Genomic DNA, 13,264 nt, shown 5'->3' with positions numbered 1-13,264 from the left:
GTCAGGCCCAGATCGCAGCAGGTATGCCGTCGGAGAAGACCTCGGGCGGGTCGGGCAGCGGGTGCGCCAGCCCCGCCGCGTGACGCGCCGCCGTCCACGCGACCGCACAGGCGTCGAGCACGTCGTCGGCGGCATACCCCTGGCCCTCGAGCACCGAGGGGCGTGGCAGCCCGGCGTCGGCCAGGGCGCTGAGCCGTTGCGCGCGACCCTCGTCGGTCTTCTTGCTCGCCTTGATCGGCGCGCCGGTCATCGTGGCGAACGACAGCTCGGGATGCACCTCGAGCACGGTGACGGTCGGGCGGGTGCGCACCCACGCGTCGACCTCGACGATCTTGTCGCGCAGGGCGAACGCCTGCGCGCCGACGCCCTGACCGACGAGGCCACGGTTGACGGCGTCGGCCTCGAGCCGCGTGTCGGCGAGGTAGGCCGCCCTCGTCAGGGTCGAGAAGATCGACGACGACTTGCCCGGCAGCGCGTTGCGGGCGAGCTGGTCCGCGCGACGGACCGTCGTGTCAGGCAAGCCGATCGGGATGTCGATGCCCACGACGCGGATGCCCAGCGACTCGCGCACCATCGCGACCAGCTCGGCGATGGTCGGGGCGACCACGACTCGCGGCCGGGGCGCGCCGGGCTCGAGAACCGCCCCGACCCAGCCCGCCCGGCAGCCGTCCACCCCGAGCACCGGCGCGGCGACATCGATCGGTGGCAGGTTCGATGCGGGCGCGCTGGTGGACGCAGCCAGGGCCGCATCCAGACGCGCGAGCGCTCGGGCCGCGTCGGCGTACGCCTCGGGCACCTCGCTGTCGCCAGCCGGTGCCGTCTGGCTTTCGGCGACCAGCTCACCGGCGAAGTCGCGCAGTCGCCGGCGCCATGCCTCGATGTCCATGCCCCCACCCAACCAAACCGGCGAGCCCGGACGCGCACCGCTGTCGCGAACCCCCCACGTCACTGTTGCGCCTCAGGCAACAGTGACGTAACCACCTCGGGGTTGGACGGTCCTTCGACACCGTCGCAACTCGGACGTAGCGTGAGGCAATGAGCCTCCCCGAGCCGGGTCGCCCGGCCACCCTCGTCGAGCTGCGAGCCACTGGCCACGTCCACCGCAGCGTCAAGAGCGAGATCCGCGAGAACCTGCTCGCGCGGCTGCGCGCCAGCGAGGACGCCTTCCCCGGCATGGTCGGGTTCGAGGACACCGTGCTGCCCGAGCTCGAGACCGCGCTGCTCGCGGGTCACGACCTCGTGCTGCTGGGTGAGCGCGGGCAGGGCAAGACCCGCCTCATGCGCACCCTCGCCGGCCTCCTCGACGAGTGGAGCCCGGTCGTCGAGGGCTGCGAGATCGGCGACGACCCGCACGCCCCGTCGTGCGTGCGCTGCCGCCGCCTCGCCGCCGAGCTCGGCGACGACCTGCCCGTCACCTGGCGACACCGCAGCGAGCGCTACACCGAGAAGCTCGCAACCCCCGACACCAGCGTCGGTGACCTCGTCGGCGACGTCGACCCGGTCAAGGTCGCCCAGGGCCGCACGCTCGGCGACCCCGAGACGGTGCACTACGGCCTCGTGCCGCGCAGCAACCGCGGCATCTTCGGCCTCAACGAGCTGCCCGACCTCGCCGAGCGCATCCAGGTCGCGCTCTTCAACGTGCTCGAGGAGCGAGACATCCAGATCCGCGGCTACTCGCTGCGGCTGCCGCTCGACCTGCTCCTCGTCGCGACCGCCAACCCCGAGGACTACACCAACCGCGGCCGCATCATCACGCCACTCAAGGACCGCTTCGGCGCCGAGATCCGCACCCACTACCCGAGCGAGGTCAGCGACGAGGTGACGCTCATCGCGCAGGAGTCCGCGCTCGTCGCCGACGTGCCCGAGCACCTGCTCGAGGTGATCGCGCGCTTCACCCGCGGCCTGCGCGAGTCAGCCGCCGTCGACCAGCGGTCCGGCGTCTCGGCGCGCTTCGCCATCGCCGGCGCCGAGGGAGTCGCGGGGTCAGCGCTCCGCCGTGCCGCTCGGTCGGGGGAGGCGTATGCCGTCGCGCGCGTCTGCGACGTCCCCACCGTCGTGCCCACGCTGCTCGGCAAGGTCGAGTTCGAGATGGGGGAGGAGGGCCGCGAGCGCGACGTCCTGACGCACCTGCTGCGGCTGGCCGTCGCGGAGACCTACCGGTCCCGGCTCGCCGGCCTCGACCTCACCGGCTTCACCAATCTCTTCGCCGACGGCGCCGTCGTCGAGACGGGCGAGCTGGTGCCAGGCGCCGACCTGCTCGCCCAGGTCGGGCCCGTCTCGGGCCTGTCCAAGGTGCTCGACCGCCTGGGCCACGGCGATGACGCGACGCCCGGGCAGGTCGCTGCCGCAGTCGAGTTCGTGCTCGAGGGGCTGCACCTGACCCGTCGCATCGACAAGGACAGCGTGGCCGGGCGCACCGTCTACGGGGCCTGACCAGGCCTTCGCCGGCGCGCGACCCAGCCTGCGTCCGGTTGCACGAGTGCACGTGTCGGGTAGGTGCCTTCCATGGGTGACTACACCGCAACCACGACCGTGTCGCACGACGTCACCGACGCCTTCGACTACATCTGCGACCCCGAGCACCTGCCCGAGTACTTTCCGCGCATGACCGAAGCCCACGAGGTCGAGGCCGGCACGGTGCGCACGACGGCGGTCGTCGACGCCGACCAGGACGGCACCGACGAGAAGGTCGTGTCCGACGCCTGGTTCAAGGTGGACCACTCCGACCACTCCATCAGCTGGGGGTCGCCCGGCGAGAGCAGCTACCGGGGCACACTGCGCCTGCACGACGACGCCGGCTCGGGCACCCGCATCGAGCTGAGCCTGACGACACCCCACGACTTCGACGGCATGGAGCAGAGCCTCGACGAGTCGCTCGCCGCCATCGCGAGCCGCCTCGACGAGATCGCCGCCAAGAAGGCCTAGCCAGATCGCCGGGTGGCGGACGTAGCGTGGGGTGGTGAGTCCAGACCAGCCCCGCGACCCGCTCGCCGGTGTCGGCGGCCCGGACGGCCACGGCCGGTTCCGCTATGCGCCGTGGACCGGCGGGCAGCCCGACCCGCTGGCACCGCCCTTCGACGTGCGCGCGGCGCTCGACGAGCTGGGCCAGGACGTCCTCGAGGGCGGGAGCCTGCGCGAGTCCTTGCGCGACCTGCTGCGCCGCGGCACCGACGGCCGGCGTGGCCTCGACGACCTCGCCGAACGCGTACGCCGGCTGCGTGAGGCGGCCCGTCGGCGGGGCGACCTCGGCGGCACGCTCGACCAGGTGCGCGGTCTGCTCGACCAGGCGCTGTCGCAGGAACGTGACCAGCTCGCCTCCGAGGACGGCGACGACGCCAGGCTCGCCGAGATGGACCTCGCGACCATCCCCGACGACGTCGCCGGTGCGGTCCGCGCCCTCAGCGACTACCAGTGGCACTCGGACGAGGCCCGCCAGGCGTACGAGCAGATCGCGCAGATGCTGCAGCGCGAGGTCGTGGGCGGCCAGTTCGAGGGCCTCAAGCAGGCGCTCTCCGGCAACGACCCCGAGGCCATGCAGCGGGTCAAGGACATGCTCGCCGACCTCAACCAGCTGCTCGCCGCGCACGCCCGGGGCGAGGACACCGAGGACCTGTTCCGCGACTTCATGGACAAGCACGGCGACCTGTTCCCCGAGAACCCCGAGAACGTCGACGAGCTGATCGACGCCCTCGCCCGTCGGCAGGCCGCAGCCGAACGGCTCCTCGCCTCGCTCAGCCGGGAACAGCGCGAGCAGCTCGCCCAGCTCATGGCCGACGCGCTCGGTGACCCCGACCTCGCCTCGCAGATGGCGCAGCTCTCCGACAACCTCCGCGCCCTCCGGCCGGGGCTCGACCGCTCGTCACCCGTGCGTGGTGGCCGGCCGGGCGGAGAGCCGATGCCGTGGGGGCAGGCCGTCGAGGCGGTCGCGGAGGTCGCGGACCTCGAGCAGCTCGACGAGCAGCTCGGCCAGGCCTACTTCGGCGCGACCCTCGACGACGTCGACGTCGAACGGCTGGAGCAGTACCTCGGCGCCGACGCCACCCGCGACTTCCAGGCGCTGCGCCAGCTCGAGCGCGAGCTGGAGCGGCAGGGCTTCGTCTCCCGAGGCGACGACGGGCTCCGCCTCACACCCCGAGCCGTCCGACGGCTCGGCGAGACCGCCCTGCGCCGCGTCTTCGAGCACATCGACGCCGCGGGCCGGGGTGACCACGACGACCACTCCGCCGGCCAGGCCGACGAGCCCACCGGTCTGAGCCGCGAGTGGCGCTTCGGCGACGAGCTGCCTCTCGACACGGTCCGCACGGTCTCGAATGCGCTGCGACGCAACGCAACCCGACGGCATACGCCCTCGGGTGAGCGCGACGGCGTCGACCTGCTGGTGGAGGACTTCGAGGTCATCGAGACCGAGCGACGCGCGCAGGCCGCGGTGGCGCTGTGCGTCGACATGTCGTTCTCGATGCTGCACGAGGGGCGGTGGGCGCCGATGAAGCAGACGGCGCTCGCCCTGTCGCACCTCGTCGCCACGCGCTTCCGCCACGACGCTCTGGAGATCATCGGCTTCAACCTCGCCGCCCGCCGTCTCACGCCGGTCGAGCTCACGGAGGCCGAGCCCGAGTGGGTGCAGGGGACCAACCTCCAGCACGCGCTCATGCTCGCCTCGCGGCACCTCAGGCGGCACCCCGAGGCCGAGCCGGTCGTCCTCGTCGTCACCGACGGTGAGCCGACGGCGCACATCGCCTCCGACGGGCTGCCCGAGTTCCACTGGCCCGCAACGCAGGAGACGATCCGGGCGACCATCGGTCAGGTCGACGAGCTGCGGCGTGCGGGAGCGACGCTCAACGTCTTCATGCTCGGCGACGACCCCGGCCTCGCCCGGTTCGTCGACGCCGTCGCGCGAAGGGCCGGTGGTCGCGTCTTCACGCCCGACGTGTCGCGCCTGGGCGAGTACGTCGTCGCCGACTACCTCAAGGCCCGGCGCGGCCGTCGCTGAGTGGCCGTTGCCGGCGGTCGCGGGCCGAAAATCCGTTCGCCCGCACTGCGCGCGCCTGTCATGGTGACCGCATGACGCGCGGGTGCGACGGCCGGCTGGGCCGCATCGAGACCTACTACGACTGCGTGCCGCGCGCCGTCGCGTCGGCCGAGGAGGTCGGGCCGTTCACGCTGTTCGTCGCGGGGAAGGGCACGGGCTGGCAGTTCTACGCTCGGCCGCGGCTCGGCGGTCGCGCCGTCTTCGTGCCCGAGGACGTATGCCGTGTGCTCGAGCGGCAGACGCAGCTCGACGTGCCGCGCGCCATCGAGTGGGTCGATGAGGTCACACCGACCCTGCTGGCTGCGGTGCGCGGCGCCGGTCACGAGCCGCACCGCTACCCGCTGCTCGTCATGCCGACGGATATCGAGGTCGAGGCGGACCCGCGTGCCCGCGCGCTCCGACCGGCGGAGCCACACCTGTCCCTCGCCCTCGGGTCGGTGTCGGCGGGCTTCGCCGGGCGAGACGAGGTGGAGCCGAAGGACCCGGGGCGACGGCCCGAGCTGATGGAGCGCGGCGACCTCGTCGTCGTGGCCTCGTTCGAGGGCAACCGCCTCTGCGGGGCCGGATCGGCGGCCCCCCGCGGCGACGTCGCCGAGCTGATGGGCATCGCAGTGCCCCCGGGCCACCGGCACCGCGGCCACGGAACGGCGATCACGCGCTCGCTCGTCGCGGCCGTCCGCGAGCAGGGCGCCGATCTCGTGTTCCTCTCGGCCGGGTCGGATGCGGCCGCCGAGATCTACCGACGCATCGGCTTCGTCGACGTCGGGACCGCCTGCGTCCTCGAGCTCGACGACTGACTCGGGCGCAGGTGGGTCTCAGACCTTGGCGGGACGGAAGCCGGCCGCCTCGGCCGCGGGCGCACCGCCGCTCCCGCTCGTCGCGGGCGTGGCACACGGCGCCTTGGGGCTCGACCGGTCGGCCTGCACGTAGGCGGCCTCGCGCGCGTGCCGCCCGTAGCCGTCGCGTGAGTCGTAGCGGGCGATCGCGAAGCCCTGCTTGACCTGGCGAAGGCCGGCGTCGACGCCGTTCACGTCGACGTAGCGCAGCAGCCGGCCGTAGCTGTCCGCATCGTCGCGGGCGCCGCCGGTGAGGGTGACCGGCTGGCCGCCGATGATGCTGCGCAGGTTGTGGGACGCCTCGGAGTAGCCGCACTGGCCGACCTCGGGGGTGTCGATGCCGATGATCCGGATCTTGCGGGTCTCGCCGGCGCGGGCGGCCCAGATCGTGTCGCCGTCGACGACCTTCGTCACGACCCACTTCGCGGCCGCAGCCTGCGCCCGCGCGCCGGCGGACGCCTTCGACGCAGCGGCATACGGCGTGTGCGTCACCGTGACGGCGGGCTCGAGACCGACGACGGCGTCCTCGGAGCCTCGAGCCGCGTTGCCGCCCAGAACGGCGATGGCGGCGATTCCCGCGATGACGGTCAGTACCTTGGTCCTACGACTGCGCATGCGCTTCTGCTGCTCCTGCCCCCTGTGATGACCCGCTCACCGTAGGCGAGCGCGTCGGGCTTGTCCGGCGAATCGGACATTCCCACAAAGGCATTCGCTGCGTCAGAATGGTCAGTCCTGGCAGCGCGCGGAGGGTGAGCGATGAGTGGGCAGACGGCGTCGACTGTGGATGAGTACGTGGCCGGGTTCCCGGACGAGGCCAGGGCGGTGCTCAAGCAGGTGTGCACCGCACTGCGCGCAGCCCTGCCCGGTGCCGAGGAGAAGATCCGCTACGGGATGCCGGCGCTGATGTTCGAGGACCGATACGGCATCCACTTCGCGGGGTGGAAGAAGCACGTCGGCCTCTACCCGGTCGGCGAGCTCGACCCCGAGCTCGAGGCCGAGGTCGCGCCGTACCGTGCCACGAAGGACACCGTGCAGTTCTTCTACGCCAAGCCCGTGCCCTACGACCTCATCGGCCGGGTGGCCTCAGCACTCGCTGCGCGACACCGCGGCTGAGCCCACCCTCTCGCGTCAGACCCGTCGTGCGAGGAGGAACGACTGCGGTGTCGTCTCGTAGTCCTGCGGCGCGCGCTCGGTGCGGACGGTCACCCGGAAGCCTGCGTCGGCGAGCTGGGCGGTGACGCGGTCGGTGTCGTGCCGGTGCGCCTCGAACGTGACGTTATGGCCGTACGCCTGCTCGCGCCGAACGCTGAAGCCGCCGGCCTGGAAGGCGAGCAGCAGGAGACCGTTCGGCCGAAGGACGCGGCTCAGCTCGGCGAACACGACGGGCAGGTCGTCCGGTGGGGTGTGGATGATCGAGTACCACGCCACGAGGCCGGCGACGGACTCGTCGGTGACGTCCAGGGCGGCCAGCTGGCCGACGCGGAAGCCGATCTCCGGGTGGCGCCGCCGTGCCTCCTCGACCATGGCGGACGAGAGGTCGACTCCACTGACCTCGAGACCGAGCGACGCGAGGTGCCCGGTGAGGCGGCCCGGGCCACAGCCGGCGTCGACGACCGGACCACCGCCCTCGGTCAGGACGAGCTCGGCGAAGTGTCCGAGCAGGGCCCTGTCGAGGGGGCTGCGGGCCAGCTCGTCCTCGAGGAGGCTCGCGTAGTCGACGGCCACCGCGTCGTACGCCGTCCGCGTCTCGGCGACGTAGGGCGGCTCAATCGTCATGGTCGGTCACCGTAGCGGCAGGGCCCGACAAACCGGGTGCGATCGGCCACGGCGGCTGGCCCTCAGGCGGTACGCGAGAGGGCGCCGCCCTCAGGCGGTACGCGACCGCACCACGCCGTCACGCCTCTGCCTTCACCAGCCCGAGGGCGTGCGCGACGACGGCGTTGGCGTGGCCGTGCCCGAGGCCGTGCTCGGCCTTGAGCCACGAGACGAGCTCGGCGTGCCTGGTCGTGCCGGCGGCGTGCTGTTGGCGCACCTGCCCGATCCAGTGGTCGATCGGCTGCCCGTACGTCTTCTCGATCGAGGGGAAGTAGGACGCCGGTCCCTTCGGGGTGGCCGGCGGCGTGGTCATCGATGATCCTGAAGTGGTCGTCATGCCTTCACGTCGAACGCGTTGCCCGATTCTCGACACCATCACCGACCTGGTGTCACGGAAGCAGACACCCCCGAAGGTGAGCGCACCGCCTGCACGGCTCATGGCGTACGCGGCCGCCGGAGGTGGGTTCCCACGCTCTCGACGTCGACGAGCCCCTCTCGGCTAGGCGGGCTCGGCGCTGGCGAGGTCATCGACGACTGCTCCGACGCGTCCGGGTGTCGACGTCGACTGCGGTCGGCCGTGCGCCGCGTGACGGGCGAAGTCGCCTACGACCTGGGCCGCCTTGCGCCGCGACGGCATGAAGCGCAGGAAGAAGGTGACCCGGAGCGTCCACGCGAGCCACCCCGTGAACGGGATGCCGTAGAGCTCGGAGATCGAGCGGCCGAAGCCGAACGAGGCCGCCTGGCCGAGCCCGCGGTAGGCGAATGCCCGGGTGCTGCGCCCTCGCATCGACCGGGCGACGTTGTGCCCGACGTGGTCGCCGCCCTTGATCGCCCACAGCGCGTTCGCCGGGACCGGTTCGCCGCCCGTCGGGTGCACGACGCAGGCGGCGTCGCCCGCCGCCCACACGCGGTCGACGACCGAGAGGTCGGGTCGGGTGACGAGCCGGCCCCGCGGGTCACGGTGCGCGTCGAGGCCCGGGACCTGGACCGGCCGTTGGCCGATCGTGGCGATCACCGTGTTCGCGGGCAGGCTCGTGCCGTCGGAGAGGTGCGCGTGGTCGGCGCTGACCGAGATGAGGCGCACGCCTAGCCGAACGCGTACGCCGAGACGCCTGAGCTCGTGGGTCGCGCGGTCCGCCAGCCGGGGCTGCGACTCGCGCAGCTCCGGCAGCAGCTCGTCACCGGAGTGCACGAGCTCGACCCGGAGGCGTGCGCCGCCGAGGTCGGCGACGGCGGCGGCCATCTCGACACCGGCCAGGCCGCCACCGGCGACGACGACGGTGTGCCGACGCGGACCGCGACGATTCGCGGCCTCACGGACCCGCTCGGCGAGCACCTCGATGTCGCCGGGAGCGCGGAGGGTGAAGCCGTGCTCGGCGAGCCCCGGGACGGTGGTCGCGGGCTCCCGGCCGCCGGTGCCGACGACGAGGTCGTCGTAGTCGAGCACGCGCACACCGGGCTCCCCGGCCTGCTCGTAGCGCACGACCCGCCGCTCGGCGTCGATGGCGACCGCGCGGCCGACGACGACGTGCGCGTGCGGCATCGCCTGGGTGAGCGGTGTGCGGGTGCGGTCATAGGGGAGCAGCCCGGCGAGGACCTCGCCGGTGAAGCCGTGGAAGCTGTGGGCGTCGTCGGCACTGATCACCACCACCTGGACCGCACCGCTGCGGACCGCGCGTCCGGCGTGACGCATCAGGCCGGCATACGCGTGGAGGGTGACGTAGCCGCCGCCCAGCAGCACGACGCGGTGCTGCGCGCGGTGCCCGGAGCGGAGCAGCGTCGTCATGACGCCATCCCCATCGCCGGTCGGCTGATCGAGACGGGTCGGCCGAACGACGTCGGCTCCGCGGCCCGGAAACCCAGGTGAGACAAGCCTTTTGCCAGCTCGCGGGTGTGGTCGACGAGCTCCAGCGTCGGGACCCCGATCGAGAAGTGCCCGCGGTGGCCGGAGAGGGCGAGCAGGGCCGTCTCGGCGAAGCACGCGTACGCACGACCGTCGGGCAGGCCGATGTTGCCGCCGACGAGGCGCAGGCTCGGGATGTCGACGACGCCACCGTCGACGACGAGCACGTCGGGGCGCTCCTCGACGAGCGTCGGCGACGTGTTGCGGGGCTGGGTGGCGTCGAGCACGACGGCGCCGAGCCCCAGGTGCTCGGGACCCAGCAACGCGTCGGCGGACGCGGTCAGCAGGATGACGAGGTCGGCCTCTGCGACGGAGTCCATCGAGGTCTCGACGGTGGTCGGCACCTGACGGCCGACCTCGGCGGCGAGCGCGTCGAGGCGACCGGCCGAGCGGGCGACGAGGGTGAGGCGGGCCACGGCGCGGTCGCGGGCCAGCAGCCTCGTGACGGCGGCCCCGACGCTGCCGGTCGCGCCGACGATCGCGACGTGCGGGTCGGCCGCGTGGTCGACGGCGTCGCGCAGCAAGCGGCGGGCCTGGTCGTCGACGACGGCGGCGGTGAAGGCGTTGCCGTTCGTGACCCCGATGTCGGTGCGGCTGCGGAGGGACACCCCGCCCGCGGTCACCGTGGCGGTCAGGGCGCCGAGCCCCACGACGTCGCAGCCGAGGGCGCGGGCCTTGTCGACCGCACGGTGAACGCGGGCCCGGCCCTCACCGGGCGAGGTGAGCAGGTGGCGTGCCCCGTAGGGCACGAGCACGACGTGGCCCACGCGTGCGCCGCCGATGTGGACGTCGGCCATGGAGACCGGACGCAGCGGCAGACGACGGAGTGCGGCGTCGTAGACGGGGTCGGGCACGCGGCCCAGCGGTGCCCAGACGCGGGCGAGGTCCTCGCCGAGGCGGGCGCGCGGGTGGACCGTGAAGGCGAACGTGCCCGGGCTGGCGGTCTGGCTGGTCATCGATGCTCCCCGTGAGTCGTGCGACGTGCGACGTGCGACGTGCGACGTGACGTGTCGTGCGTCGAGGGCTGCCCGCGAGGGGCGGGCGCCGTTGCACGAGAGGAGGAGCGAGCGGCAGGGGTGATACCTCGGGGAGGCCACGCGGCGGCATACCTGGTCGGGATTGGGTATGCGTGCCTAGGCTTCGGTCATGGCTGAGCTGCCGGAGCGTCTGAGGGGCACGTGGTCGATCGGGTCGAAGGACTCTTTCCTGTCGATCGGGTCGGTGGGCTCGGTGCTCTCGATCGGGAGCGTCGGCTCGGTGCTGTCGATCGGCAGCGTGGGGTCGTTCGCCTCGTTCATGTCGCTGTGGTCGTCGATGAGCGCCTTCTCGCTGCTGTCGAACCAGTCGACGGCGTCGGCGCTCTCGCACCAGAGCAACGGCTCGGTGCTGTCGGCGCAGTCGCGCCGGGCGGTGCGGGGCTACCGCGTCAACGGCACGCTCGGGGTGAGGCGCTCACGAGGTCACGGAGCGGCGGGGCGGTAGACGAGCCACAGGGCGCCGCTGACGGTGGGCGTCGCGCTTTGGAGAGTGAGCCGCTGCAGTTCGGTGCCGCGCTCGAAGAGGCGTCGGCCCTCCGGGTCGACGACGGGCGCGACCGCGAGGTGCATCTCGTCGACGAGGCCCTCGTCGAGCAGGGACTGGGCGAGCTCGATGCTGCCGTGCACGCCGATGTCGCCACCCGGCGTGGCCTTGAGGTCGCGGACGATGTCGGCGAGCGGACCGCCCACGGCCTCGGCGTCGCCCCAGTCGGTGGTGAGCGGCGACGACGTGACGACGTACTTCTTGACGCCGTTGATGAAGTCGGCGAACGGCTGCTCGTCGGAGGTCGGCCAGTAGCGAGACCACTCGTCGTACATGTGGCGGCCCAGGAGCACGGCGTCCTGCTTGGCGATGACCTCGGCCTCGAGGGCGATGAGGTCGTCGTCGAACGTCGGGGGCTGCGGCTTGTCGGGGTCGACGTCGGGCGGGAAGGCGCGGGTGGGGTCGTCGACGGCTCCGTCGAGGGAGGTGATCGTGTAGAGGACGATCCTGCGCATCGAGTGCTCCTTGGGTCAGGTGGGGTCAGGTGGGTTCAGGGGGTGACGAGCTCGAGGCCGAGCCACTCTGCGAGAGAAGCGATCTCGACGTCGACGGCGGTGCGCGTGCGCTTCGGGAACGGGACGTCCTCGTGGACCGCGTTGACGACGAGGCGCCCGGCCTTGCGATCGGCCTGGGCGTCGAGCTTTCCGACGAGCCGGTCGTGGTGGAGGATCGGCAGCGCGAAGTAGCCCCACCGCCGCTTCTCCTTGGGCTTGTACATCTCGAGGATGTACTCGTAGCCCCAGAGCTGCTCGGCGCGGACGCGGTTGTGGATGAGCTGGTCGAACGGCGAGAGCAGCGCGGCCCGCCCCGAGAACGTGCTCGGGACGCCGAGGTATGCCGGGTGGACGCGCCACGTGCCCGGCACCCCCTCCACCTCGGCGGGCTCGCCGGCCTCGCCGACGTAGGCCTGCTCGCCCGGCAGCTCTGGCCCGCTGGCACGGGCGATGCCGAGCGACTCGAGGCGGCGTTCGTTGCGCAGGCTCGTCGCCTCCTCGTGGGTCGGGAGCTCGAAGTCGTCGCCGTAGACGCGCTCGGAGAGGTCCCAGTAGCGCTGGCGCCCCTTGCGGCCCGAGACTGCGATCTGCCCCCGGCGGGCCATGGACTCGAGCATCTTCGTGACGTTGCGGTTGTTGGTCCAGCCGCTCGACGGCCACGGCACCGCGCTCGTGTCGGGAATGTCGCGGGAGAGCAGCGGGCCCTCCGCGGTGAGCCGGGCGAGGATGTCACGGCGGAACTGCTCGTTGGCCTCGAGCCACTCGATGATCGCGGGGTGGAACTCGCGGCCGACCCACTCGGCGATGACCGGGGGCACGTCACGCGCGGGACGGATGTAGGCGACGGTCTCGTGGAGGGTGCGGTCGTGCTCGACGGCGCGGGTGAGGTGCTCGGGGCGATAGGTGGTGCCCAGCCGGCTCCACAGCACGAGGTCGGCGCTCGGCGCAATGGCCGCGGTGGGGTCGATCTGCAGCATCGTCAGCCGCTCGACCGTCTCGACGAGATCGGTGGGGCGCGGCTCGTCGAGGTATTGCGCGTGCACGGCGATGCGCCGCGCGTCGTCGAGGGTCAGCCGGTGCACCGCCATGGACCGAGACCCTAGTCAGCCGGGCCGACAGTGCGGCTGACGGCAGCACCGACGCCGGGGCGTTCGTCGTCCCACGCCGCCGTTGTGATGCGCCACCCGGCCGCCGTCCGGATCAGCTGGATCGACTTCATGCCGCGGCCCTCGACCAGGCTCCCGTCCTGCACCCCGGTCTTGGCGTAGCTGCCGAACCAGTGGGCGATGTCGCCGAAGACGTCGATGCGGCCTTCGGTCGGCCACTCGCTGAACTCTGTCAGGCCGCCGCCGCCCAGGAGTGCGTGCCTCGGCTCGATGAACGCGTCGACGTCCATCACGTTCGGCGCGCGGCCGCAGGTGCTGGTGACGAGCGCCCGCGGCACGAAGAGGTCGCGCAGGGCAGTCATTCGCTCGGCCAGGGCCGGTCCGGTGGCGAAGGCGGCGAAGAACGTGTCGACGACCGACTGGATCTCACTCAGGTCCGACTGCCGGTCAGGCTCGCGCGCGTCTTCGGTCACGCGCCGACCCTAACCAGCGCCGCCGAC

The 13,264-nt window shown here is 72.4% G+C and carries 15 protein-coding genes; 6 read left to right on the top strand and 9 right to left on the bottom strand.

All coding sequences use genetic code 11. The features are described from left to right. Position 1: 1 nt before the first annotated feature. Positions 2-886 carry a DUF429 domain-containing protein gene (locus AC1DE0_RS06325; RefSeq protein WP_478098342.1) on the bottom strand — a complete coding sequence of 295 codons (885 nt, stop codon included), beginning with the start codon at positions 884-886 and terminating at the stop codon, positions 2-4. 149 nt (positions 887-1,035) lie between these two features. On the opposite strand from AC1DE0_RS06325, the gene AC1DE0_RS06320 reads away from it, so the two are divergent. From AC1DE0_RS06320 to AC1DE0_RS06305, 4 genes are all read left to right on the top strand, one after another. Next, positions 1,036-2,433: a sigma 54-interacting transcriptional regulator gene (locus AC1DE0_RS06320; RefSeq protein ID WP_478098340.1), complete on the top strand. Its 1,398-nt coding sequence runs from the start codon at positions 1,036-1,038 to the stop codon at positions 2,431-2,433. Positions 2,434-2,505: 72 nt separating this feature from the next. Further along, positions 2,506-2,925 (top strand): SRPBCC family protein, encoded by a 420-nt coding sequence (locus AC1DE0_RS06315; RefSeq protein WP_478098338.1) that lies wholly within the window; start codon positions 2,506-2,508, stop codon positions 2,923-2,925. Between the two features lie 34 nt (positions 2,926-2,959). Then, positions 2,960-4,990, top strand: coding sequence for a vWA domain-containing protein (locus AC1DE0_RS06310; RefSeq protein ID WP_478098337.1), 2,031 nt, complete (start codon positions 2,960-2,962; stop codon positions 4,988-4,990). A gap of 71 nt (positions 4,991-5,061) precedes the next feature. After that, complete coding sequence (locus AC1DE0_RS06305) at positions 5,062-5,826, top strand: GNAT family N-acetyltransferase (protein WP_478098335.1); 765 nt, start codon at positions 5,062-5,064, stop codon at positions 5,824-5,826. Positions 5,827-5,844: 18 nt separating this feature from the next. Here AC1DE0_RS06305 and AC1DE0_RS06300 read toward each other — a convergent pair whose 3' ends face one another. After that, complete coding sequence (locus tag AC1DE0_RS06300; protein WP_478098334.1) at positions 5,845-6,480, bottom strand: thermonuclease family protein; 636 nt, start codon at positions 6,478-6,480, stop codon at positions 5,845-5,847. A gap of 141 nt (positions 6,481-6,621) precedes the next feature. Here AC1DE0_RS06300 and AC1DE0_RS06295 point away from each other — a divergent pair, with 141 nt between their 5' ends. Next, positions 6,622-6,978, top strand: coding sequence for an iron chaperone (locus AC1DE0_RS06295; protein WP_478098333.1), 357 nt, complete (start codon positions 6,622-6,624; stop codon positions 6,976-6,978). 15 nt (positions 6,979-6,993) lie between these two features. On the opposite strand, the gene AC1DE0_RS06290 is transcribed toward AC1DE0_RS06295, so the two are convergent. From AC1DE0_RS06290 to AC1DE0_RS06275, 4 genes are all read right to left on the bottom strand, one after another. Further along, positions 6,994-7,641, bottom strand: coding sequence for a class I SAM-dependent DNA methyltransferase (locus AC1DE0_RS06290; RefSeq protein ID WP_478098331.1), 648 nt, complete (start codon positions 7,639-7,641; stop codon positions 6,994-6,996). A gap of 118 nt (positions 7,642-7,759) precedes the next feature. Further along, positions 7,760-7,993 carry a DUF4287 domain-containing protein gene (locus AC1DE0_RS06285; protein ID WP_478098330.1) on the bottom strand — a complete coding sequence of 78 codons (234 nt, stop codon included), beginning with the start codon at positions 7,991-7,993 and terminating at the stop codon, positions 7,760-7,762. Positions 7,994-8,179: 186 nt separating this feature from the next. Further along, on the bottom strand, positions 8,180-9,466 hold the full coding sequence (locus tag AC1DE0_RS06280; RefSeq protein ID WP_478098328.1) for an NAD(P)/FAD-dependent oxidoreductase: 1,287 nt from the start codon (positions 9,464-9,466) through the stop codon (positions 8,180-8,182). Further along, complete coding sequence (locus tag AC1DE0_RS06275; RefSeq protein WP_478098326.1) at positions 9,463-10,539, bottom strand: semialdehyde dehydrogenase; 1,077 nt, start codon at positions 10,537-10,539, stop codon at positions 9,463-9,465. Before AC1DE0_RS06275 ends, AC1DE0_RS06280 begins: the two co-directional genes overlap by 4 nt. A 190-nt stretch (positions 10,540-10,729) precedes the next feature. Here AC1DE0_RS06275 and AC1DE0_RS06270 point away from each other — a divergent pair, with 190 nt between their 5' ends. Next, the gene (locus tag AC1DE0_RS06270) at positions 10,730-11,065 is read left to right on the top strand and encodes a hypothetical protein (protein ID WP_478098325.1); all 336 of its coding nucleotides are present in this window, start codon (positions 10,730-10,732) and stop codon (positions 11,063-11,065) included. Here the strand turns inward: AC1DE0_RS06270 and AC1DE0_RS06265 are convergent. From AC1DE0_RS06265 to AC1DE0_RS06255, 3 genes are read right to left on the bottom strand one after another with little or no spacing between them, the layout of a single operon-like run. Next, positions 11,044-11,619, bottom strand: a complete 576-nt coding sequence (locus AC1DE0_RS06265; protein WP_478098323.1) for a dihydrofolate reductase family protein — start codon at positions 11,617-11,619, stop codon at positions 11,044-11,046. The two genes, AC1DE0_RS06270 and AC1DE0_RS06265, sit on opposite strands and share 22 nt — an antisense overlap. Before the next feature lie 35 nt (positions 11,620-11,654). Continuing rightward, the gene (locus tag AC1DE0_RS06260; RefSeq protein ID WP_478098322.1) at positions 11,655-12,746 is read right to left on the bottom strand and encodes a DNA glycosylase AlkZ-like family protein; all 1,092 of its coding nucleotides are present in this window, start codon (positions 12,744-12,746) and stop codon (positions 11,655-11,657) included. A gap of 11 nt (positions 12,747-12,757) precedes the next feature. Then, complete coding sequence (locus tag AC1DE0_RS06255; protein ID WP_478098321.1) at positions 12,758-13,237, bottom strand: nuclear transport factor 2 family protein; 480 nt, start codon at positions 13,235-13,237, stop codon at positions 12,758-12,760. Between the last annotated feature and the right edge of the window lie 27 nt (positions 13,238-13,264).

This window comes from Terrabacter sp. 05T424 (genome assembly GCF_056396225.1).
This window is presented reverse-complemented; position numbering and strand designations above follow the sequence as displayed.

Coding starts and splice junctions, on each gene's coding strand:
- AC1DE0_RS06325 (WP_478098342.1), bottom strand. CDS start 886: ATGGACATCGAGGCATGGCGCCGGCGACTGCGCGACTTCGCCGGTGAG.
- AC1DE0_RS06320 (WP_478098340.1), top strand. CDS start 1,036: ATGAGCCTCCCCGAGCCGGGTCGCCCGGCCACCCTCGTCGAGCTGCGA.
- AC1DE0_RS06315 (WP_478098338.1), top strand. CDS start 2,506: ATGGGTGACTACACCGCAACCACGACCGTGTCGCACGACGTCACCGAC.
- AC1DE0_RS06305 (WP_478098335.1), top strand. CDS start 5,062: ATGACGCGCGGGTGCGACGGCCGGCTGGGCCGCATCGAGACCTACTAC.
- AC1DE0_RS06300 (WP_478098334.1), bottom strand. CDS start 6,480: ATGCGCAGTCGTAGGACCAAGGTACTGACCGTCATCGCGGGAATCGCC.
- AC1DE0_RS06295 (WP_478098333.1), top strand. CDS start 6,622: ATGAGTGGGCAGACGGCGTCGACTGTGGATGAGTACGTGGCCGGGTTC.
- AC1DE0_RS06290 (WP_478098331.1), bottom strand. CDS start 7,641: ATGACGATTGAGCCGCCCTACGTCGCCGAGACGCGGACGGCGTACGAC.
- AC1DE0_RS06285 (WP_478098330.1), bottom strand. CDS start 7,993: ATGACCACGCCGCCGGCCACCCCGAAGGGACCGGCGTCCTACTTCCCC.
- AC1DE0_RS06280 (WP_478098328.1), bottom strand. CDS start 9,466: ATGACGACGCTGCTCCGCTCCGGGCACCGCGCGCAGCACCGCGTCGTG.
- AC1DE0_RS06275 (WP_478098326.1), bottom strand. CDS start 10,539: ATGACCAGCCAGACCGCCAGCCCGGGCACGTTCGCCTTCACGGTCCAC.
- AC1DE0_RS06270 (WP_478098325.1), top strand. CDS start 10,730: ATGGCTGAGCTGCCGGAGCGTCTGAGGGGCACGTGGTCGATCGGGTCG.
- AC1DE0_RS06265 (WP_478098323.1), bottom strand. CDS start 11,619: ATGCGCAGGATCGTCCTCTACACGATCACCTCCCTCGACGGAGCCGTC.
- AC1DE0_RS06260 (WP_478098322.1), bottom strand. CDS start 12,746: ATGGCGGTGCACCGGCTGACCCTCGACGACGCGCGGCGCATCGCCGTG.